The sequence below is a fragment of the Natrinema salifodinae genome (genome assembly GCF_900110455.1).
In the GTDB taxonomy this organism is placed as follows: Archaea; Halobacteriota; Halobacteria; order Halobacteriales; family Natrialbaceae; genus Natrinema; species Natrinema salifodinae.
The window spans coordinates 461,608-482,193 of the sequence record NZ_FOIS01000002.1 but is presented as its reverse complement, the minus strand read 5'-3'; the positions used below and the strand labels follow the sequence as shown (position 1 = coordinate 482,193).

Here is a 20,586-nt window from a genome sequence, read left to right as displayed (position 1 = left end):
CCGAATTTGTGCCGGGCTCAGACCAGCGACCGAATCGTGTCCGCCACGTCCTCCGCGTCCGCCCCGAGCACGTAGATGAGCGGTTCGATCCCCATGCCGCCGGTCTGGTACAGCACCGACGCTTCGGGTTGCTCCTCGATCGCCGCACCGACGCTCGAAGTGACGTCGTCGGACTCGTCGAACTCGGCGGCGACGTGGCCCCGCTGAGTTAGTTCGTCGATCAGTTCCGGATCGTACGTGACGTTGATCCCCGCCGAGACGTCAGCGCCGTGGCGGCGCGCGGCCAACAGCACCTGTGCGACGTGTTCGGAGACGCCGAACTCGGGGTCCGCGGGGACGGTCGCCTGGCCTTTCACGTCGAAGATCCGACCCGGGACGCCCGCCACGTCGTCGACGTGCTCGGCGTCGGGCGTGCAGGCGACCAGATTCGAACCGACCGCGGGGATCAGCCCGGTGAACCCGCTGGTGGTCTCGAGGATCCGCAGGCCCCGCCGGAGCGACGAGAGGACCCGTTCGCTCGTCCGGAGATCGCTCTCGGGGTCGTGGACGCGAAAGCCCGAGCCGTGGTCGGCGAGTTCCGGGACGGCCTCCTCGTGCAGTTGCGCGAGGAGGTCACCGCCGGCCTCGAGGTTGCGGATCAGGACCTCGATCTCGATCAGCGCCTGGACCGGCGAAATCTCGCCGGCCGCCAGGCCGGTGCCGAGTTCCTCGACGGTCTCCTGGACGCGGTCGTCGTCGGCGATGCGGTTGTTGACGGTCACGTCGCCGTGGGCGTACTTCGAGACGGCGCTCTGACTGATGCCGAGCACGTCCGCCACCTCGCTCTGGGTGAGTCCTCGGTCGCGGAGGTCGCCGGCGAGCAGCGACCGGACGGTCGGGAGAAACTCGTCCACGACGATTTCTTCGACGAATTGCATTCGTTGGTTACCGCTACGCGCGGCCACGGGATAACTTGTCGGTCCGGTCCGCCGGTATGGACCGGAGACGGACCGCTGATGGCAGCGAGTACCGTGAGACACCGGGACGCGGGACAGTGACGGAACGGGGATGGCGAGAAGGCGAACTCAGACCAGGCCCGGAAGCGGCGCGACGATCGCCGCGAACTCGTAGGAGAAGACGTGGTTGAGCAGGACGTAGGTGACGACGCCGAGGACGAGGCTCAGGATCCACGCGGCGGCGGCGATGCGGCCGACCCGAGCGTGGACCGTCCGCCGGAGCTCCGCGGGCGTGTGAGTCAGCCCGAGGATCAGCGCGTAGAGGACGACCGGCACCGAAACGATCGATAGCAGGATGTGGATCGCCAGCATGAGCAGGTAGACGTAGTAGACCAGGTCCGGTCCCTGGAAGTACTTCTCGCCGCCGCCGCCGACGCGGACCAGGTAGACGACCAGGAACAGCATGATCAGCGCGAACGCGCCGATCATCGAGAGCCGGTGTTTCTCGACATCGCCGACGCGGATCCAGTACCAGCCACAGATCAGCAGGATCGTCGCCGCCGTGTTGATGACGGCGATCGCGTGCGTGAGCAGGTTGATCTGGCCCTGCGTGAGGTCGGGGTAGATCGGGATGTCCAGCAGGAACGTGCCGATCACCAGCGCGTAGCCGACGATCGTCAGGAGGATCGTTACGCCCTTCGGCCACTCGCGGAGCCGCCGTCTCGCGTCAGCGGTTGCCATTACCGGCCGTTAGGAGCACCACCGTATCACGCTTGCTGTTCCGCCACGAGTCGCGGGCCCCCTCGTCGGTCGCTTCGACAGTAGGCCAAAATCTGGATTTTTGACGGATAGAAACTACTGATTGAAAAACACCGGAATAATCTTGGCGAAGAACATTAATACGTGTCTTAAGTAATTATTGTCATGTCCGAGGTTATGATTGCTCGTGCGCGTATTGCTTCTGGGAAAGAAGACCAGCTTCGTGCATGGTTCAAGGAAATGCACGAGCGTGAATCTGAAGTTATTGAGACTCTTCAGCATGAAGGTGTCTACACGGAGACTGCATTTATTCAATCTCTAGTCAACGCTTCATTTCTCTACATTTACATGGAAGCGGAAAACCTCGAAACAGCGGATGAAGCCGGTGACAAAGAAGAATACGAAATTGACGAAGAACATCATAAGGTTCTCCGAGAAACTCTGACTGGTGACTGGGAGGAACTCGAAACAATCGGTCACTTTACGAACCCCTCGCTACGGTAACAGGCAAGCGTTAGTGGCGAGTTTTAACCTATCTATCCCCAGCCAGCACGGGTCTGTATTAGTCTGAAGTATTCAAGACTTCAAAACGTGGTAGAGAAAATAGAGTGTCGAACCATTATATATCAGCTTTTCCGTACTAGGCATTAGTGGACGAAATCCCACCGGAGAAGGTAGACGCTATCCTCAAACCAGAGTATCCATTCAGTGAAGTCCACCCGTCCGTTCTCCGAGACGAACAAACAGAACCGTGGCTCATCGCCACCGCTGGGTTCCTCGCAGACCACGAGTTCACGCACGACTTCGCTACCGGGCGGCGCTACAACGCGCCGATGATGATGAAAGCTTTGGTCTATCAGCGTCTCGTGAGTATAGACTCATTCCACGGCCTCGCGTCGCACCTCAACGGACGCCCGAAGGTCGCGGGACTTCTCGGATTCACCGAATCCGTTCCGAGCGGCGATACGTTCCGCGAGTGGTGGCGTAACCGTCTCGAAGAGCGATGGCGCGACGCCGCCGAGACTATCGTCACAGAGTACTTTCGGCCCGAACTGGCTGACCACCTTCTCAGCATGGGACTGCCCGCTGGCGCGAGCCTGCTTGACGTGGAACTCCCCGACCAAGACCCCAAGGACATCAGCGACAGCGAGAAGCAGGAAGCCATCGAGAACATCCGCCCGCTCGTGTTCGACCTTCTGTCGTTCGGGCGGGCGGAGAACACGACGTTCCACGACAACTGGTTCCTCGACTTTCAGGCGCTCATCAGCCGCGAGCGGAGCTTTGCCGAGCAGAACATCGACGAGTTCCGCACTGATGGCGGAGTCGCGCCGAATGCCCCGACGCACTTCAACACCATCGAGTCGCGGAGCGCCGTCAAATGGCAAGAGCAGTTCGAAGACGTGTTCGAGCGCGTGGTCACAGTCGCCAAGGGCGCAGGGATGCTTAACCGTCCCATCGAAGTGATGATAGACGGGACGGACATCCCGTTTTACCCACAGTCCTACGATGATGACGACAACCTCATCATCCCTGAGGGGGTCGTCGGCACGAAGAAGAGCAAGAACACGACATGGGCATACAAGCACATCACCGTCGGCGCCCGCACCCGAGGACGGACGGTCAAGCTCGCCTCGTTCACACTGAAAGACCGAGGGAACCTCAACATCGCCGCGATGTACCTCGTGCGCCGTGCGAAGGAACTCCTCTCCGTCAAGCGGCTCTACATGGACTCAGAATTCATCGACGTGGGCCTGCTGTCGTTCCTTGAGCGGCAGAACGTTGATTTCGTCGTCCAGTACCGGAAGGCCGGGAAAGACATCAAGAACTGGGTCGCCTCGCTTGACGGGGACGCTGGTTCGAAGCCCCACACCATCAGCCCGAACACGCGGAGCGAGAGCCTGCGCGTGACGATGCTTGCCAAACGCGCCGCGTGGGGCGAAGAAGACGATGACGCCGAGCAGACGGCACTCACGGACTTCGCGGACAGCACTGCACCCGACGAGCCCAAACTCAAGGGCGAGTGGGTGGTGTACGTGACGAACATCAAGGACGCGGGCGACGACCCGAAGGCGTGGGCGCAGGTCTACGCGCGGCGCTGGGTCATCGAGACGAACTACCGCGTCATCAAGCACGATTTCCTCGCCAAGACCACCTCGCGGAAGTTCAGCGTGCGCGTGTTCTACTGGCTGTTCGCCTGCCTGCTGTACGACGCGTGGGTCTTGCTCGATGTGTTCCTGCGGGCCGACCACCCGGAGAAAGCCCCCGACGACCGACCCGTGATGCCCGCACGGTCGTTCGCCAAGGTGTTCTACTCGTTCGACCCGGGATAGGCGGTTCTGAGCGCCGAGTCCTCCCTTCTCGTGAGCGACGGCTGTCGCTCGCACCCCTAGCTTTCGTTTGGAATCGCGTCCGTTGCAAGTAGCGTTGCCGTGCCCTCGCCAGCGCCGTCAGAACAACGCCGAGAAGTGACTTCGTTTCACTGTTCTGGATACTGTGAGTTACTCAAACTTTGGCGTACTGTCGATCCGCAGAAACCGCCCGCGAGAGCCTCGTCACCGTCACTCCGCTTGCTCGGTCGGCTCCTCGAGCGTGACCCGTCCGTCCCGATCGACGGTGACGTCGAAGTCACAGAAGCGAAACGAAACGGTCCCGCGTGGTCTGCGCGTGTTGTTCGAGCGATCCGCGAACAGCGCATCGAGCGCCGCCGGATCGACGACCGCGTGCAGCGACTCGTACTCCGGGGGCGCTAGGTCCGTCGGTCGCACGTCCTCCGCCTCGGCGACTGCTTCGACCACCGCCTGGCTTGGCGGTCTCTCGTCCGTATCGACGCTGTCTCCACCCTCCACCATCGTATCTGCTCCTTCCGAACCTGATGGAATAAAACTGTCTTTCCCGGATTCGGCCGATCCGGTCGGCGCCCGTCCAATGACCGTCGACCGCGTCAGCTGATGTGAATCGCGGGTTTGCCCGGCCGCGCCTTCGCCGCCAGGTCGTCGCCGTCGACGTCGGCGTCGGTGGCCGCGCCGATGTCGACGCCCGCTCGGCGGACGGTGACCGTCGCTCCGAACTCGTCGGTGACGAGCCAGGCCGCCCGCTCCAGTAGCTCGCGTTCGCGGTCCGCCGGGAACGCCTGGCCGGCCTCCCGGCCGCCGTCGCTGTCGACGAGGTCGCCGACGACGGCCGTGATGGTCCCCCTGTCGACGCCGTCGGCCGCGTCGGTCTCGAGCACCTGATCGACGATCGAATCGACGTCGACGTCCGCGGTCGCGGCTTCGTCGCCGCCCCCGTCGTCACCGTCGTCGGCAGCCCGTTCCCGGACGAGTTCGGCGGCCCGGTACTTCCAGTCGGGTGCGACGACCAGGTCGATCCGCTCGGGTTCGTCGATGGCGGCGACGTCGACGATGTCGCGGACGTCCTCGAGGGTCCGGTCGACCAGCGCGCGCTCGAGCCGGTAATCCGACGCGTCGCCCTCGGGGACGGGCCAGTCGGCCTCGACGACCAGGCCCTCGCCGCGGAGCTTGTTCCAGCACTCCTCGCCGAGGTGGGGCGCCATCGGCGCGATCAGCGCCGCGAGGGTCACCAGGCCGCGGCGGTAGACCTCGCCGTGGGGTCCGCGGGGCCGGTCGTACTCGCGGTACCGCCGGAGTAGGCGCGCGAGCTCCCGGATTTCGGTGGCGGCGCGGTGGAATCGGAACCGCTCGTACTCCTCGGTGACGGCGGCGATCGTCCGGTCGATCTCCCGGGCGACGTACTCGTCGTGGACCCGGCGCTCGACGCGGGTCTCTCCCTCCTCGACGAAGTCGGCCGCCATTCCGTAGAGGGTCTGCTGGAGGTCGTAGGCCCCGCGGACGTTGTTCGCGGTCCACTCGAAGTCCTGCTCGGGGTGGGCCGCCGAGAGCACGAACAGCCTGGTCGTCTCGGCGCCGTACTCCTCGGGCGCGACGACGTTGCCCTTCGAACTGGACATCTTCTCACCGTCGTAGAGCACGGTCCCCTGGCTCCGAAGCTCCTCGATCGGCTCGCGGTGCTCGAGCAGTCCCAGGTCCGCCAGCGCCTTCGTGAAGAAGCGGGCGTACAGCAGGTGCAGGATGGCGTGTTCCTCGCCGCCGACGTAGACGTCGACCGGGAGCCAGTCGTTCGCCAGGTCGGCGTCGAACGGCGCGTCCGCCAGATCGGGCGAGAGAAAGCGCAGGAAGTACCACGAGGAGTCGACGAAGGTGTCCATCGTGTCCGTCTCGCGGACGGCGTCCGCACCGCAGTCGGGACAGGTCGTGCGCTTCCACTCCTCGGCCGCGTCCAGCGGGTTCCCGGTCGTCCGGACGAACTCCGGCAGTTCGACCGGGAGGTCCTCCTCGGGCACGGGAACCGACCCGCAGTCGTCGCAGTGGACGATCGGAATCGGCGTCCCCCAGTAGCGCTGGCGGGAGATCAGCCAGTCACGCAGCCGGTAGGTGACGTCCGCCTCGATCGCGTCGGGCCCGTCGTCGTCGACCAGACGCTCCCGGGCGACCGCGCTGTCAAGGCCGTCGTACTCGCCGCTGGCCGTCAGCGTTCCCTCGCCGGTGTAGGGCGTCGTTTCGCCGCGTTCGCCGTCGTTACTATCGGCCGCGCCCTCGTCCGGAACGATCACGCGCTCGATCGGCAGGTCGTGCTCGCGCGCGAACGAGTGGTCGCGCTCGTTGTGGCCGGGGACGCCCATTACGGCCCCCGTTCCCACGTCGTCGAGGATGTAGCCGGCCACGTAGACCGGCAGTTCCTCGCCGGTCAGCGGGTGCACGGCGGTCGCGTCCGTTTCGATCCCCGAGAAGCCGACCTCGTCGGGGTCTTCCTCGCGGACGGTCTCGACGTAGTCGGCGACCCGCTCATCCGCGTCGGCTAACTCCCGCGCCAGGTCGTGGCCAGGCGAGACCGCGAGGTAGGTCGCGCCGTGGATCGTCTCCGGGCGGGTGCTGAAGACGTCGACGGTCCCGTCGCCGGCGTCGGCGTCGGGGACCTCGAAGGCGATCCGCGCGCCCTCTTGGCGACCGATCCAGTTGCGCTGGATCTCGCGGACGCCGTCTGGCCAGCCTTCCAGGTCGTCGAGTCCCTCGGACAACTCCTCGGCGTAGTCGGTGATCGTGAAGAACCACTGGTCGAGTTCTCGCCGTCCGACGGGCGTTTCGCAGCGCCAGCAGATTCGATCGCCGTCGTCCTCGGCGACCTGGGCGTCCGCCAGGACAGTCTCGCAGTCGGGACACCAGTTGACCGTCGCCGCCTGGTACTCGACGAGTCCGGCATCGTAGAGCCGTTCGAAGAGCCACTGATTCCAGCGGTAGTAGTCGGGCTCGCAGGTGGTGATCTCCCGGGACCAGTCGTAGCCAAAGCCCATCGTCTCGAGTTCCTCGCGCATCCGGCGGATGCACGCCTCGGTCCAGGATCGGGGGTCGGTCTTGCGCTCGAAGGCCGCGTTCTCGGCGGGGAGCCCGAACGCGTCCCACCCCATCGGGTGGAGTACCTCGTCGCCCTGCATCCGTCGGTAGCGGGCGTAGGCGTCCGTGATCGCGTAGTTGCGGACGTGGCCCATGTGGAGCGTTCCCGACGTGTAGGGAAACATCCCGAGGACGTACGTCGGGTCCGCGGCATCGTCGGCGACCTCGTAGACGTCGTCGCGCTCCCAGACGTACTGCCAAAACTCCTGCACCTGCGCGTGATCGTAATGACTCGTCATTGGCTTGCGATCCGTTCCGTTGTCAACCACTGGACGTGCCGGCTATATCATTGTTCGGCCGTTCGGCGAAACGAGGTGATCGACGACGGCGGGCGTATCGTTTGATCGTCCCGCGGCCCCTCGCGTGGAATTTCGATATTCGGGAATCGTTCGTATCGAAAGACCGAACCTGCTTCCGACGCTCGTCAGTGGTGATGGGCGCTTTCGAAACGCACAGCGGACGGATCCCCGAATCGCACCGCGACATTCTCGAGAAGCGATCGTTCGGCCACATCGCGACGATCGGTTCCGACGGGCATCCCCACAGCAGTCCCGTCTGGGTCGACCACGACGACGGGGAGGCCGTGCTGATAAACACGCTCCGCGGCCGCACCAAGGAGCGAAATCTCCGAACGAACCCGAAGGTCTCGATTTCGATCGTCGATCCCGACGATCCGTACCGATACGTGTCCGTTCGCGGCCGCGCGACGCTCTCGGAGGACGGGGCCGACGAGCACATCGACGAGGTGGCCCGACGATACCTCGACGTCGAGGAGTACCCCCACCACGACGAGGAGGATGAACCGCGCATCATCGTTCGGATTCCCGCGGAGCACGTCGTCGCCCGCGGACGCGAGTACGAGGAGTAAGACGGCGAGTCGGAACAGTTCGACCGAACCGACCGTCGCTCGCGTCCGCTCCTCGGCTCGTCGGCACCCACCCGGTGGCGGCTACAGTATTTTCGGCCACGCGCGGAGCGTCAGCCCGCGTCGCGGCCGCAGCAGTGTTCGATCGGACGCCGTGACCGAGCCGACGAGCGACGACGACCACCGGCGACCGACGACGATCCGGCCGGAAAGCCCGCCCGTCGCTCCTGTGGGCTGAGATTAACAAAGCCGATCGGCCGCCTCTCACCGTCCGGTCGAATGTCTCGCTTCCGTGACGACGCGCCATCGGCGGTCGCACTGCTCGTTACCATCGCGGTCGTCCTCGTCGCGTTCGCCGCGATCGTGACCGTCTTCGGGCCGGACATGACGGCGGACGACGTGAATCCGTCGGCCGCCGAGGGTGAGACGGCGGACGCCGCGGCGAACGACTCGAACGCGACGCCCGTCGAGTCCGCGAACGCCACGGAGCCCAATTCCGATTCCGACACCGCTACCGACGGTGCCGAGTCGGCCGCGGGGCCCGACGAGTCCGATCCGCCAGGCGACGCCGCCGTGTCGGACGACGAGCCGCCGGCCGACGCCGAACCGCCGAGCGAGACCGAGCCTGGCGACGACGCTGAAGCCGAACCGGACGGCGATGGGGGCGGCGCGCCAGGAGACGGAACGGACGGGGACAGAGGGGATGACGCGAGCGACGACGGAGACGACGACTTCGACGCGATCGAGTGGGCGTTCGATCGTGCCGACCGGTCCGACGACGAGGACGGGGCCGGCGAGAGCGATCCCGGGCCGCCCGCGGGCGCGGGACCACCCGAGGACGCCGGCCCGCCGGATGATGTCGGCCCACCGGACGACGTCGGTCCGTTCGACTGATCGCGCGGCCTCCGCGGTCGATTCCGGCCGCCGCCGTCGCGAACGTCGAACCAGTCGCGGGCCGTGACACTCACCGACCCCGACCGACGGGGACCGTCTTCCCCGCGGCCGTCGTAGGTCAACCTATGCCGCCTACCGCACTCGTGACCGGCTGTTCGTCCGGAATCGGCTTCGAAACCGCCCACGCGCTGTTGGCCGGCGACTGGCGGGTCTACGCGACCGCCCGCGATTCCGACCGGAGCGGCCTGACAGTCCTGGCCGACCGCGGGGCCGAGACCGCGGCGCTAGACCTGACCGAGCCCGCGGAGATCGAGCGCGTCGTCGACCGGATTCGCGACGAGGCCGGCGGCGTGGACTGTCTCGTCAACAACGCGGGCTACGGCCAGTTCGGTCCGGTCGAGGACGTGCCGACGGAGCGACTCGAGCGTCAATTCGCCGTCCACTGCTTCGGGCCCCACCGCCTGATCCGAGCGGTGCTGTCCGGCATGCGCGAGCGCGGCGACGGCCGGATCATCACCGTCACCAGCGCCGCAGATCGGCTCGCGCTGGCCGGCATCGGCGGCTACACCGCCTCGAAGTGGGCGATGGCCAGTCTCAGCGACGCGCTCCGTCAGGAACTGGCCGGCACGGAGATCGACGTGATCGTCGTCCAGCCGGGGATCGTGCAGACGCCGTTCTACGACCGAGCCGTGCGGGAAGTCGACGACGCGGCCGCGGCGGCGCGATCCCCGTTGCCGGCCCCGCCGGAATCCGAAGCCGACGTAGAGTCAGACGGAAACGAGACCGAAACGGACGCGGACGTCGTCAGGCCCGCCCACTACGCCGACCTCTACCGCGTCCTCCGGCGGGTCCGCGCTGTCGAGGGCGGCGGCCCGCTGATCAACGACCCCGACCGGGTCGCCGCGACGGTCCGCCAGGCGGCGACCGTCTCGAACCCGGACACGCACTACCGCGTCGGTCCGGTTCCCCTGCTCGGATCGCTGTACGGTACGCTCGTCCCCGCCGCGATACGGGACCGGCTCACCCGACTCGGGATTCGCCTGGCTACGACGGAACCCGTCCTGGAGTTGCTCGAGCGGCGCGCGGCGGCCGCGGACGCTGAGTAGGATCCGAGTCTGATCCGGAGACGGGGACGGGGACTGGATGGATGCGAGGCGGGGAGACGAGAGTGAGGAAAATACGCCGACGGATCGTCGAGGACGGGGACGGCCGGTTATCGCGTTCCGGCCGCCGTGCCGGTGCGGACGTCGCGGCCGGCCGCGTAGGCGATGTACGCCGACAGCCCCGCCGCGACGAGTCCTGACACGACGTTACTCCAGATCAGGCCCGTGTCGGCGACGCCGACGGAGTCCATTGCGAACTGGCCGCCGATGGCGAACTGCGAGACGGCCGTCCACAGCGCCAGCAGCGCGACCAGCGACATCACGCCGGTACTGGTCGAGTGGCCGGTGGAGAGCCGGTAATAGTTGTAGCCCGCCAGCAGGAAGATCGCGCCGCCGACCAGCAGGTTGTTCCAGAGCATCGACTGGGCCGGCTCGTAGACGAACGGGGCGGCGGCCAGCCAGAACCCGATCAGGGAAACGAACCCGCTGAGCCACTTCTGGCCCGCCCGGTCGCGTCGGTCGCGGGCGTGCGATTCACCGGTCGTCGGCTCGTCGGTCGTGGATTCGCTCATGGTCTCTGCTAATCGACGCTACCGCGAGGAGCGGGAAAAAGCGCGACGACCGTTCCAGCTACTCGCCGGAAAACCGCGTCGGTGACCGCTCGCGTGGCGGGCCGTCAACGAGCCGTGAGGCGGGCCAACACCGGTTTACGATCGGCCAATGGCCGACTGGCCACGCCCTCGAACGCTCGGTAAAACCCGATTACTATCCGCCGTCTGACCAAAAAAATCATCCGGCCAGGAACGCGGACTCGCGATCGAGTCGGGCCGATTCGAGCGGACGGGCCAGGCTCCGCTCGACGACCAGCGACGGCGGACCCGACCCGAGGGAATCACCGGTTGTTCGGAGCGCGACCGAACGGAATTATTCGGAACCGCTCACCCCTCTTAGCGACCAGATAAACGACCGGCCGGTCCGCCTCCGATCGAAATCCGTCCCCCGTCGCACCCGGGTCGGCGAGCCGTCCCGCATCGACCGCCCGCTTCGCTCGTCACCGAGCCGTCGCCGCAGCCGGCATTGCAGCCGCTTCCGCGACTGTTTCAGTGACTGCAATCGGCTTGGCTGCTGTATAGTGAATTACCGGGCGCTGAAATTACAGCGTAATGAAACCCCTCCTAACTGCACGCTGCGGGCGGCGCAGTCCCCAGTCGATCGCAGCCCGGCCGGGCTCCGTTCCGGTCGCGGCACCAGGCGAACCGAGCGAACCGACGAGTTCGAACGCCGGCCATTAATTTCACTGATACACTGACCATGCGTGGCAACAGCAGTGTCCAACGACAGCGTGCGGAGACGCGCTCGATTCAGACCAGCGTTCAAGTCGTGCTCATCGTCAGCGGGATCGTTTTCCTGCTGGCGGGCCTGATACTCGCCGCGAGCGGCGCCTCCGTCAGCGGAGCGCTCGGCTCGGCGACCGACAGATGGGACGACTCCCAATCCTCTGACGACGGCGACGCGGCGACCGATGACGACGCCGGTGGCAGTGATAACGAGACCGACGGTGGTGCGACGAACGAGACCGACGGAGACGGCAGCGACGACGAAACGACAGGGTCCGACAGCGGTGATGGCGCGGGCGACGAGAGCGACGGGGCCGACGGGAACGACGGGTCCGGTGACGGTGATGGTGACGGCGATAACAGCGACGGTTCGAGCGACGACGATAGCGACACCGGCGATGGCGATACCGACGATAGCGGTGGCGGCGCCGACGAGACCCAGACGCTGACGGCGATCGTGGAAGATCAGGACGGCGATTCGATCGACAACGCGACCGTCACGGTCGAGGACGACGGATCGAACGAGGAGAAGGACGTCGACGGCGACGGCGAAGCCGAGTTCGACCGCGAGGACGGCGAGTACACGGTCACGGCGAACGCGGACGGCTACGACGAAACGGAGCAAACCGTCGAGATCGACGGCGACGACGAGACGGTGATGCTGACCCTCGACGAAAACGATTCGAGCGACGACACCGACAATAGTGACGACAGCGATGACAGCGACGGCTCGCACACACTCTCGGTGACCGTCGAAGATGAGAGCGGCGACGCGGTCGACAACGCGACCGTCGAACTCGAAGAGAACGTCGGTCTCCTCGGCTCGGGCGAGGAGGACGAGCAGGACGTCGGCAACGATGGCGAGGTCGAGTTCGAGGATCTCGAGGACGGCGACTACACGGTGACCGCGTCCGCCGACGACTACGACGAAACGGAGCAAACCGTCGAGATCGACGGCGACGACGAGTCCGTCACCTTGGAGCTCGAAGCAGACGACTAACGGGGCTGCGACTCGGAACCCGTTCCGGTTCGTCGGCCGTTGATGCCGATGCCCGGCCGACAGCTTTTCTCATGGGTACGTTCGTTACTGATCCGCCTCGCGTCTCGACGCGATCGCGGACGGCGCTGACGAACTCAGTTCCGTTAGCCGCGGCCGAGACCCCGACTCGGTATGCGAAAGCGCAGCCAGTGTGTCGTCCGGTATCGGTGCCGTACGCGCCGTCGCATTCGATCTACGTGGCACGCCGCCTAGTACCGCTGCGGACGGAGTGTCTCCACCAGTGATACCATTATTTGTATCCGTAGTAAACGATTTGTTGGAGGGGCGCGAGGACGGGAGTATGGTGTCCGCGCGACGAGAGAACGGAACTCGCGTCATCCGACGGTGGAACGACGTATTCAGAGCGATCTCCGCCGAACCGCGTCGCCAACTCCTCCTTTCGCTTTTGGATTCGTCGCCGGACGAGTCGGTTCCGCTCCCAGAGAGTGCGGTCAATCCGAACGCCCCTGCAGCTCCAGAGACGCTGCGACGAGCCCTGTTTCACAACCATTTACCCACGCTCGCCGAGCTGGAGTTCATCGACTGGGACCGCGACCCCCTCGTTGCGACTCGCGGACCCCGTTTCGACGAAGTCGCCGTCGTTTTCGACGCGCTTCACTCCCACGCCACCGAGATTCCCGATCCGCTAGTAATCGGCTGTCAGCGGTTAGAACGGGAGCGGGAGTTCGGTCACGGGGAGTAGCTGCGGCGGCCGTTCGCGCGTCGCCGGCGCGACCTCTGTTTTCCGCGCGATCGGAGCTGTGGATGTGGCCGATCGCTGACCGTCCCCAGTCTCTCGCAGTTCGAACGACCCCCGCTAAAGCGATCGCCCTCTGCTATCCGGACGCGGATCGATCGCGCGTCGAAGCCGCGCTGTGCGTCACCACGTGAGCGGGTTCTGGTCGTTCGAACGGTGCCCGCCAGGCGACGGGAGCGGTAGCTCTCGAACACGACAGCGGGGAGGACGGTCTCGGGGGATAACTGCGATCCGGAATCGAACGGGCGCGACGAAAAGTCGTTAGCTGCTGCGGGCGACCGCGGCGATCATTCGACCGTCACGCTCTTCGCGAGGTTGCGCGGCTTGTCGATCGGTCGGTCGAGTTGCTTGGCGGCGTGGTAGGACAGCAACTGCAGCTGGACGTTCGCGAGCAGTCCCGCCCAGACGGGGTGCGTGTCGGGGACCGCCAGGCGGGCGTCGGCGACTTCGACGAGCGGGTGGTCGTCGGGGCCGACGGCGACGATCGGTGCGCCACGGGATTGGGCCTCGATCGCGTTCGTCCGCGTCTTTTCGTCGCCGATCCCGGTGTAGATCGAGAACACCGGCGTCTCGTCGGTGACGAGCGCGAGCGGACCGTGTTTGAGCTGGCCGGCGGCGAAGCCCTCGGCGTGCTCGTAGGTGATCTCCTTGAACTTCAGCGCGCCCTCGAGGGCCACCGAGTGGCTGAGCCCGTTCCCGATGAAGAAGTACGACTCGCTGTCGAGGGTTTCCCGGGCGAGGTCGTCGGCGTCCGTCGTTTCCAGAACCGACTCGACGTGCTCCGGGAGGCGCTGTAGCTCCTCGAGCATCGTCGCGCGGTCCTCGACGGGCGTCGCCGACGGGACGTCGGCGGCGATGCGCTGGGTGAGCAGGGCGAGCGTGACCGCCTGCGAGGAGAACGTCTTCGTCGCGGCGACGCCGACCTCCGGCCCGGCGCGGATGTAGATCGCGTCGTCGGCTTCGCGCGCAGCGGTCGAGCCGACCACGTTGGTGACGGCGAGCGTCCGCGCGCCGCGGTCGGCCGCTTCGCGGACCGCGTCGAGCGTGTCGGCGGTCTCACCGCTCTGGGTGACCGCGACGGCGAGGGTGGCCTCGTCGACCGGGCCGGTCATCGACTCGTACTCGCTCGCGCGCAGGACCTCCGTCCGGACGCCGGTGGCGCGCAGCAGCTGGGCGCCGTACATGGCCGCGTGATAGGACGTCCCGCAGGCGACGAACTGGACGGTCTCGATGTCCTCGAACGAGCCGGCCGCGAGGTCCTCGAAGGCGACGTCGCCGTCCTCGATCCGGCCCTCGATCGTGTTCGAGAGGGACGTCGGCTGGTTGTGGATCTCCTTGAGCATGTAGTGGTCGTACTCGCCCTTGCCGGCGTCGTCCGGGTCCCAGTCGACGGTGTCGATCGACCGCTCGATCGGCTCGCCGGCGAGGTCGGTGATCCGATAGGAGTCGGGTTCGAGGACGACCAGGTCGCCGTCCTCGAGGTAGATCACCTGGTCGGTGTGGTCGAGGAAGGCGGGGACGTCGCTCGCGAGGAACCACTCCTCGTCGTCGAGTCCGAGGACGAGCGGCGAGCCCTTCCGGGCGGCGTAGACCGCCTCTTCGCCGTCGACGATGGCCGCGATCGCGTAGCTGCCCTCGAGCGTGTCCACGGCCTTCCGGACCGCTCGTTCTGTGTCGTCGGTCTCGTCGAGGTACTCGTCGATGAGGTGCGGGATGACCTCCGTGTCGGTATCGCTCTGGAACACGTGTCCCTTCTCCTGGAGGTCCGCCCGCAGCTCGTCGTAGTTGTCGATGACGCCGTTGTGGACGACCGCGACGTCGCCCGCGGTGTCCGTGTGCGGGTGGGCGTTCTCGTCGGTCGGCGGGCCGTGGGTACTCCAGCGAGTGTGGCCGATCCCGATGTTGCCGCTCGGGCGGGTGTCCAGCGACGACTTGAGGCGGTCGACCTCGCCGGAACACTTGTGGACCTTGACGCCGGAGCCGTTCTGGACGGCGATCCCCGCCGAGTCGTAGCCCCGATACTCGAGGTTCTCCAGGCCCGACAGCAGCGTCTCCGCCGCGTTGCCGTTACCGACGCGGGCGATGATCCCGCACATCAGCCGCTCACCTCCGTTTCCGCGGCGGGTGTCGGCGTCAACGGCGGGCACGGCGCACCGCCAGGCGAACGGTGTGCGACGCGACGAGTATCGGCGTCCGCCGTCGAATCGAGTCGGTTCGAGACCGCTGCCTGCAGTGCAGTGCCAGATTCGTGTCGTGTCATTGTTGTGGTGGTCCCGGACCCGCCGTCCACGGGTCGGGCGTTACTCCAACCACTCTCGACAGCGGGCATTACTATACGACGAATAAGACGGTAGCTATCCGGATTATAATGCGGAATTCGGTTGCAGATTCTGCAATCGATAGCTAATCGATCCGACAATCAGTGATCGACCGAGCATTCGTTCGATTCTCGTGCGGCCGCGGCGGGGTGTAAACCGGTCCGAGACGGGTATCCGAGCCGGTGACGGTGCCGAGCCGTTAGTCGCGTCGAGGGACTTATCGAGCTACTAACCGGCGTTATCGGGCGGTCGGGTTACACTCGCCGTCGCCGGGCCGAACGGACGAAAATAATTCCGATCGGGCGCGTACTGCCGTTCATCCATCGAGCGTGACGGTGGGCGCCACACCGATCGCTGCGAATTGGGTCCGATATGACGGATCGGGACTCGTGGGACGGCGATCCCGACGCCGCCGTTACGACAGACCCGCGACGGTTCGGAACGGTAGCCTCCGCCGAGGGGTGCAGGTTCGATCCGACTCCTCTCGCGAGCAGATCGGTTCGAACGACTCGAGCGGTTCGAGCCGTTCGAACGAGGATCGGCCAACCGAGGTCGGTGTTCGGTGTGCGGTCACGGAAGCGGATTCTCGACGTCATCCGATTGGCTCTCGTCGTCGGACGCTGTCTCGTCGGACTGCCGTTCGGACAGGGTGATGACGTTCTCTCGGCCGACCGATTGCTTCTCGATCGTGCCGTCGGCGTACATCTGCGAGCAGATCCGGCTAACCTTCGACTTCGACCAGCCCGTCTCTTCGGCGATCTGGTGCTGGCGAATGCGACCGTGGTTCGCGACGAGCAGTCGGACTACCTTTCCTTCGTCGCTCAAGAGTTCCGGTGGTGTGTCGGGGGAGAGGTAGTACTCGTACCCCCGTGGATCGTCCGTGCGTGTGCCGTCTGATTCGTCCGCCTGGTCCGCGGCGGACGCGATCAGCGGGAGCGTGGGCAGATCGACGTCGCGGTCCGAGACCACTTCGGCCGCGCGGATCCCGACGAGCCCGCTGATCAGCAGGAACAGAACCGCGAGCAGGGCCGCTTCCCAACTCGAGGACACGCGAAGCAGTTGCAACCAGGACAACGGTTCTCCGGAGTGGTCGCCGAGCCTGGGGACGAATTCCACTGCAGTCACGCGTGCCTCGTCGTAGTGACTCGAAGCCGGACCGATATCGACCGCAACGGTGCGACGAATCGATTCGAACGCGGTTCGGACTTCGATCTGGGAAGTGGGCACCATGGGTTTGTCACGGTTCTGTCGCGGCCGGCGTCCGACCGACTTGCGCCGGTCGCGGGCTCACCGACCGCACTGAAACTCCGAGGCCACGGGTCTTCATTATAGGTTGGTACAGTCGAGTTTAACAACGATTTAAGCGTTCGCTCGGCGGGCTGGCGCGGCCGTCGACGCCAGCGCCAGCGGTCGTGGCCGTCGGGTGCCGCTGCGCACTACTCTTGCACCCGCTTATTCGAGCTATAGTAAACCCCCCTTGGGCAGTCGATATGGCTGAGGAACGCCCGCGGATCGCGGGTGCAACGATTCGGGATCTCCGTCGCACCGGTCGTGCGACGGTTCAGCGACAACGTCTCAGCCATGACTCAGATAATCAGCGACACGGAGCAGCGAGCGGACGAGCGAGAGAGCGACCGCTACGGGGTCGACTCGAACAGGGGCAGTACTGCGCTCGAGCACACCGAGGTGCGGGCCACGCGCGACGCGACGATCTGTGTCGTCGGGCTCGGCTACGTCGGCCTCCCGCTCGCGGTCGGGTTCGCGCGGTCGAACTACCGTGTGATCGGGTACGACGTCGACGACACGACGGTCGAGCGGCTTCAGGACGGGATCGACACGACCGGAGACCTCTCTGACGCGGCGGTCCAGGACGGTGACATCTCCTATACTACCGATGCGAGCCAGATCGGCGAGGCCGACTACGTCATCATCGCCGTGCCGACACCCATCGACGAGGACGATCGGCCGAATTTAGACTATATCGAGAGCGCGGCGACCACCGTCGGTTCGAAGATGGAACCCGGAACGACCGTCGTCCTCGAATCGACGGTCTACCCGGGTGCGACGCGCGAGGTCCTCCTACCGGCGCTCGAAGACGCCGCCGATCTGACCGCCGGCGAGGACTTCTTCGTCGGCTACTCGCCGGAGCGCGCCACGCCAGGCGACGAGGAACACGGCCTCGAGGACGTCGTCAAAGTCGTCAGTGGGCAAAACGATCGAGTCCTCGAGGAGGTGGCGACGCTGTACGCGTCGGTCGTCGACGCGGGGGTCCACCGCGCGCCGTCGATCGAGGTCGCCGAGGCCTGCAAGGTCATCGAGAACGTCCAGCGCGACGTCAACATCGCGCTCGTCAACGAGCTCGCGAGGGTCTTCGAGGAACTGGGCCTGGACACCCGCGAAGTGCTCGAAGCGGCGGGGACGAAGTGGAACTTCCACGGGTACCGGCCGGGGCTCGTCGGCGGCCACTGCATTCCGGTCGATCCGTACTTCTTCGCCCACCGCGCGAAACGGGCAGGGGTCGATCCGGAGCTGATCCTCACGAGCCGATCGGTCAACGAATCGATGCCGAGTCACGTCGCCGAACTGACGATCAAGGCGCTCAACCAGTGTCACAAGACGTTGCGCGAGAGCCGCGTGCTGGTGCTCGGTCTCACGTACAAGTCGGACGTGGGGGACATCCGCAGTTCGAAGGTAGCCGACGTCGTCGAGCACCTCCGGGAGTTCGACATCGACGTCGAAGGATACGATCCGTACGCGGACAACGATACCGTCCGCGACGCGTTCGATATCGACGTGCAGGAATCGCTCTCGATCGACGGGTTCGACGCCGTCCTCGTCGCGACCTCGCACTCGGAGTTCGATGACCTCGAACTCGACGACGTCGCGGCGGCGCTCGACGACGACGGCGCGTTGATCGACGTCGCGGGATCGTTCGACTCGGACGAAGCAGCCGACGCCGAACTCGTCTACCGCGGACTATAATGTATCGAGGACACACGATCGGCGTGATCGTCCCGGCGTACAACGAAGCGGCCCACGTCGGCGACGTGCTCGCGACGATTCCGGACTTCGTCGATCGGATCTACGCCGTCGACGACTGCTCGACGGACGACACGTGGGAGATCATCCGGGAGTACGCAGCCGCCTCGCGGGAGGCGAGCGACGAGTCCGCGGCGGCCGTCGCTTCCGAAAACGAGGCCGGTGGTCAGCGGCTCCGCGCTTCCCTTCCGGACGGCGGCGCTGTCGTCGAGTCGGGGACCGAAATCGTCCCTATCCGCCACGAGGAGAACCAGGGCGCCGGCGGCGCGCTCCGGACCGGATACGTTCGCGCGCGCGATGACGGCGTCGACGTCGCGGTCACGATGGACGCCGACGGCCAGATGGATCCCGACCAGCTCTCGCGGCTGCTGGACCCGATCGTGGAGGGCGACGCCGACTACGCGAAGGGCAACCGGCTCGCCGATCGGGCCTCCCGACGGGAGATGCCGCCGTTCCGGCTGTTCGGCAACTGGCTGCTGACACAGCTCACGAAGATCGCGAGCGGCTACTGGCGGCTGCAGGATCCCCAGAATGGGTACACCGCGATCTCTCACGAGGCGCTGTCGGCGATCGACGCCGAGTCGCTCCCGGACGATCACGACTACCCCAACGACCTGCTCGTCCGGCTGAACGTCGCGGACATGCGCGTCGCCGACGTGTCGATGCCGGCGGTGTACGACGACGAGGAGAGTACGATTCAGTACCGGACGTTCGTCCCGGCCACCTCGATCACCCTGCTTCGGGGGTTCTGCCGGCGGATGGCGGCGCAGTTCGCCGCCAACCGTCTCAACCCCGCCGTGTGCTGTTACGTGGCGGGAATCGCCGCGCTGGCAGCGGCCGGCTCGATCGCGGCCGTCGGCGGCGCGAACGCGGTCGGCGGCGAGGCGTCCGCGCGCGAACCGATTGCGGCCGCGTTCGCGCTCGTCGCGAGCGCCGGCCTCTTCCTGCTCGCGATGCGGGTCGACGCGCGGGACAACGCCGACCTGGGGGTGCGTCGCTGATGCGCGTGATCGTCACGATCCAGCACCCGGGCCACGTCCACTTCTTCAAGCACGCGATTCGGGAACTGCAGGAACAGGGCCACGAGCTCCACGTCTTCGCCCGAGAGAACGAGGTGACGGTCGAACTGCTCGAACGGGCCGAGATCGACCACGAGGTGCTCGCCGGCGAGTCGGACTCGCTGCTCTCGCTGGCCGCGGTTCAGGCGACCTACGAGACGCGGCTCCTGCGACGGGCGCGGCGGATCGAGCCGGACGTCATCACGGCCATCGGCGGCGTCGCCGCGGCCCACGTCGCCTCGGTGGTCGGCGCGACGAGCGTCGTCTTCTACGACACCGAGCACGCGACGATCATCAAGCGACTTGCCTACCCGTTCGCCGACGTCGTCTGCACGCCGGAGTGCTACCGGGGCGACATCGGCTCGAAACAGATTCGGTACCCCGGCTATCACGAACTCGCGTACCTGCATCCCGACCGGTTCGAGCCCGATCCCACGGTCCTCGACGACGCCGGCGTCGAGCCGGACGACACCATCGCGGTGATGCGGCTGAGCAGCTGGGACTCCTCGCACGACGTCGGTCAGGGCGGGTTCGACGACCCCGTCGACGTCGTCGAACGGCTCGAGGACGCCGGCGCGACCGTTCTACTCACCTCGGAGGTCGACCTGCCGGCCGAACTCGAGGACTACCGGTACACGCTGGCGCCCGACCGGATGCACGATCTGCTCGCCTACGCCGACTGTTTCGTCGGCGAGGGGGCGACGATGGCCGCCGAGGCGGCGGTCCTCGGAACCCCGGCAGTGTACGTGAACTCGCTCTCGCTGGGGTACGTCTCCGAACTCGACGAGGAGTACGGTCTCGTGTTCAGCTACAACGACGAGGACCGCCACGCCCGCTCGATCGAACGGGCGGTCTCGATCGTCGACGACGACGACCAGACGACGTGGCAGCGCCGACGCGACCGACTGCTCGCCGACCGGATCGACGTGACCGACGTCGTCGTCCGGGAGGTTGAGACGGCGGGCTCCGCGAGCGATCCGGACCGGTCGGCGCTCGCACCGAACCCCGGCTAAC

17 protein-coding genes are annotated in these 20,586 nt (G+C 66.1%); 10 read left to right on the top strand and 7 right to left on the bottom strand.

Annotated features, from left to right (window positions below; all coding sequences use genetic code 11):
- Nucleotides 1-17: 17 nt before the first annotated feature.
- Both BMY29_RS07760 and BMY29_RS07755 read right to left on the bottom strand, forming a co-directional pair.
- Complete coding sequence (locus tag BMY29_RS07760; protein ID WP_049988613.1) at nucleotides 18-917, bottom strand: thiamine-phosphate synthase family protein; 900 nt, start codon at nucleotides 915-917, stop codon at nucleotides 18-20.
- A gap of 147 nt (nucleotides 918-1,064) precedes the next feature.
- Nucleotides 1,065-1,676 (bottom strand): DUF420 domain-containing protein, encoded by a 612-nt coding sequence (locus tag BMY29_RS07755; protein ID WP_049988612.1) that lies wholly within the window; start codon nucleotides 1,674-1,676, stop codon nucleotides 1,065-1,067.
- Nucleotides 1,677-1,859: 183 nt separating this feature from the next.
- Between BMY29_RS07755 and BMY29_RS07750 the strand changes: the two genes are divergently transcribed.
- Both BMY29_RS07750 and BMY29_RS07745 read left to right on the top strand, forming a co-directional pair.
- A complete protein-coding gene (locus tag BMY29_RS07750) occupies nucleotides 1,860-2,198 on the top strand; it encodes a DUF6176 family protein (RefSeq protein ID WP_074854668.1) in 339 nt (112 codons plus the stop codon).
- Between the two features lie 146 nt (nucleotides 2,199-2,344).
- Nucleotides 2,345-4,024, top strand: a complete 1,680-nt coding sequence (locus tag BMY29_RS07745) for a transposase (RefSeq protein ID WP_049988611.1) — start codon at nucleotides 2,345-2,347, stop codon at nucleotides 4,022-4,024.
- 228 nt (nucleotides 4,025-4,252) lie between these two features.
- On the opposite strand, the gene BMY29_RS07740 is transcribed toward BMY29_RS07745, so the two are convergent.
- Both BMY29_RS07740 and leuS read right to left on the bottom strand, forming a co-directional pair.
- Nucleotides 4,253-4,543 carry a DdfA family disk-determining factor gene (locus BMY29_RS07740; RefSeq protein ID WP_049988610.1) on the bottom strand — a complete coding sequence of 97 codons (291 nt, stop codon included), beginning with the start codon at nucleotides 4,541-4,543 and terminating at the stop codon, nucleotides 4,253-4,255.
- 92 nt (nucleotides 4,544-4,635) lie between these two features.
- A complete protein-coding gene (leuS, locus tag BMY29_RS07735; protein ID WP_049988609.1) occupies nucleotides 4,636-7,401 on the bottom strand; it encodes a leucine--tRNA ligase in 2,766 nt (921 codons plus the stop codon).
- A gap of 194 nt (nucleotides 7,402-7,595) precedes the next feature.
- On the opposite strand from leuS, the gene BMY29_RS07730 reads away from it, so the two are divergent.
- The 3 genes from BMY29_RS07730 (at nucleotide 7,596) to BMY29_RS07720 (ending at nucleotide 10,027) form a co-directional block, all read left to right on the top strand.
- Nucleotides 7,596-8,030 carry a PPOX class F420-dependent oxidoreductase gene (locus BMY29_RS07730; protein WP_049988608.1) on the top strand — a complete coding sequence of 145 codons (435 nt, stop codon included), beginning with the start codon at nucleotides 7,596-7,598 and terminating at the stop codon, nucleotides 8,028-8,030.
- 276 nt (nucleotides 8,031-8,306) lie between these two features.
- A complete protein-coding gene (locus BMY29_RS07725; RefSeq protein ID WP_049988607.1) occupies nucleotides 8,307-8,921 on the top strand; it encodes a hypothetical protein in 615 nt (204 codons plus the stop codon).
- A gap of 125 nt (nucleotides 8,922-9,046) precedes the next feature.
- A complete protein-coding gene (locus BMY29_RS07720; RefSeq protein WP_049988606.1) occupies nucleotides 9,047-10,027 on the top strand; it encodes an SDR family oxidoreductase in 981 nt (326 codons plus the stop codon).
- A gap of 107 nt (nucleotides 10,028-10,134) precedes the next feature.
- On the opposite strand, the gene BMY29_RS07715 is transcribed toward BMY29_RS07720, so the two are convergent.
- A complete protein-coding gene (locus BMY29_RS07715) occupies nucleotides 10,135-10,596 on the bottom strand; it encodes an SPW repeat domain-containing protein (protein WP_049988605.1) in 462 nt (153 codons plus the stop codon).
- Between the two features lie 739 nt (nucleotides 10,597-11,335).
- Between BMY29_RS07715 and BMY29_RS07710 the strand changes: the two genes are divergently transcribed.
- Entirely contained in the window at nucleotides 11,336-12,361 is a 1,026-nt protein-coding gene (locus BMY29_RS07710; protein ID WP_049988604.1) for a carboxypeptidase regulatory-like domain-containing protein, read from the top strand.
- A 340-nt stretch (nucleotides 12,362-12,701) separates the two neighbouring features.
- Nucleotides 12,702-13,103, top strand: coding sequence for a hypothetical protein (locus BMY29_RS21715; protein ID WP_049988603.1), 402 nt, complete (start codon nucleotides 12,702-12,704; stop codon nucleotides 13,101-13,103).
- A 341-nt stretch (nucleotides 13,104-13,444) separates the two neighbouring features.
- Here BMY29_RS21715 and glmS read toward each other — a convergent pair whose 3' ends face one another.
- A complete protein-coding gene (gene glmS, locus BMY29_RS07700) occupies nucleotides 13,445-15,253 on the bottom strand; it encodes a glutamine--fructose-6-phosphate transaminase (isomerizing) (RefSeq protein ID WP_049988602.1) in 1,809 nt (602 codons plus the stop codon).
- A 792-nt stretch (nucleotides 15,254-16,045) separates the two neighbouring features.
- Nucleotides 16,046-16,705: a helix-turn-helix transcriptional regulator gene (locus BMY29_RS07695; protein ID WP_049988601.1), complete on the bottom strand. Its 660-nt coding sequence runs from the start codon at nucleotides 16,703-16,705 to the stop codon at nucleotides 16,046-16,048.
- A gap of 351 nt (nucleotides 16,706-17,056) precedes the next feature.
- On the opposite strand from BMY29_RS07695, the gene BMY29_RS07690 reads away from it, so the two are divergent.
- The 3 genes from BMY29_RS07690 to BMY29_RS07680 are packed head-to-tail and all read left to right on the top strand — an operon-like array spanning nucleotide 17,057 to nucleotide 20,585.
- Complete coding sequence (locus BMY29_RS07690; protein ID WP_049988734.1) at nucleotides 17,057-18,457, top strand: nucleotide sugar dehydrogenase; 1,401 nt, start codon at nucleotides 17,057-17,059, stop codon at nucleotides 18,455-18,457.
- Entirely contained in the window at nucleotides 18,457-19,515 is a 1,059-nt protein-coding gene (locus BMY29_RS07685; RefSeq protein ID WP_049988600.1) for a glycosyltransferase family 2 protein, read from the top strand. Before BMY29_RS07690 ends, BMY29_RS07685 begins: the two co-directional genes overlap by 1 nt.
- Nucleotides 19,515-20,585, top strand: coding sequence for a DUF354 domain-containing protein (locus BMY29_RS07680; protein ID WP_049988599.1), 1,071 nt, complete (start codon nucleotides 19,515-19,517; stop codon nucleotides 20,583-20,585). The genes BMY29_RS07685 and BMY29_RS07680 overlap by 1 nt, the downstream gene beginning before the upstream one ends.
- Nucleotide 20,586 lies beyond the last annotated feature (1 nt).

What these genes read in the sequence shown, in the direction of transcription:
- BMY29_RS07715 (WP_049988605.1), bottom strand. Translation starts at nt 10,596, where the DNA reads ATGAGCGAATCCACGACCGACGAGCCGACGACCGGTGAATCGCACGCC.
- BMY29_RS07755 (WP_049988612.1), bottom strand. Translation starts at nt 1,676, where the DNA reads ATGGCAACCGCTGACGCGAGACGGCGGCTCCGCGAGTGGCCGAAGGGC.
- BMY29_RS07725 (WP_049988607.1), top strand. Translation starts at nt 8,307, where the DNA reads ATGTCTCGCTTCCGTGACGACGCGCCATCGGCGGTCGCACTGCTCGTT.
- BMY29_RS07760 (WP_049988613.1), bottom strand. Translation starts at nt 917, where the DNA reads ATGCAATTCGTCGAAGAAATCGTCGTGGACGAGTTTCTCCCGACCGTC.
- BMY29_RS07730 (WP_049988608.1), top strand. Translation starts at nt 7,596, where the DNA reads ATGGGCGCTTTCGAAACGCACAGCGGACGGATCCCCGAATCGCACCGC.
- BMY29_RS07680 (WP_049988599.1), top strand. Translation starts at nt 19,515, where the DNA reads ATGCGCGTGATCGTCACGATCCAGCACCCGGGCCACGTCCACTTCTTC.
- glmS (WP_049988602.1), bottom strand. Translation starts at nt 15,253, where the DNA reads ATGTGCGGGATCATCGCCCGCGTCGGTAACGGCAACGCGGCGGAGACG.
- BMY29_RS07685 (WP_049988600.1), top strand. Translation starts at nt 18,457, where the DNA reads ATGTATCGAGGACACACGATCGGCGTGATCGTCCCGGCGTACAACGAA.
- BMY29_RS07695 (WP_049988601.1), bottom strand. Translation starts at nt 16,705, where the DNA reads ATGGTGCCCACTTCCCAGATCGAAGTCCGAACCGCGTTCGAATCGATT.
- BMY29_RS07710 (WP_049988604.1), top strand. Translation starts at nt 11,336, where the DNA reads ATGCGTGGCAACAGCAGTGTCCAACGACAGCGTGCGGAGACGCGCTCG.
- BMY29_RS07750 (WP_074854668.1), top strand. Translation starts at nt 1,860, where the DNA reads ATGTCCGAGGTTATGATTGCTCGTGCGCGTATTGCTTCTGGGAAAGAA.
- BMY29_RS21715 (WP_049988603.1), top strand. Translation starts at nt 12,702, where the DNA reads ATGGTGTCCGCGCGACGAGAGAACGGAACTCGCGTCATCCGACGGTGG.
- BMY29_RS07720 (WP_049988606.1), top strand. Translation starts at nt 9,047, where the DNA reads ATGCCGCCTACCGCACTCGTGACCGGCTGTTCGTCCGGAATCGGCTTC.
- BMY29_RS07740 (WP_049988610.1), bottom strand. Translation starts at nt 4,543, where the DNA reads ATGGTGGAGGGTGGAGACAGCGTCGATACGGACGAGAGACCGCCAAGC.
- BMY29_RS07690 (WP_049988734.1), top strand. Translation starts at nt 17,057, where the DNA reads ATGACTCAGATAATCAGCGACACGGAGCAGCGAGCGGACGAGCGAGAG.
- leuS (WP_049988609.1), bottom strand. Translation starts at nt 7,401, where the DNA reads ATGACGAGTCATTACGATCACGCGCAGGTGCAGGAGTTTTGGCAGTAC.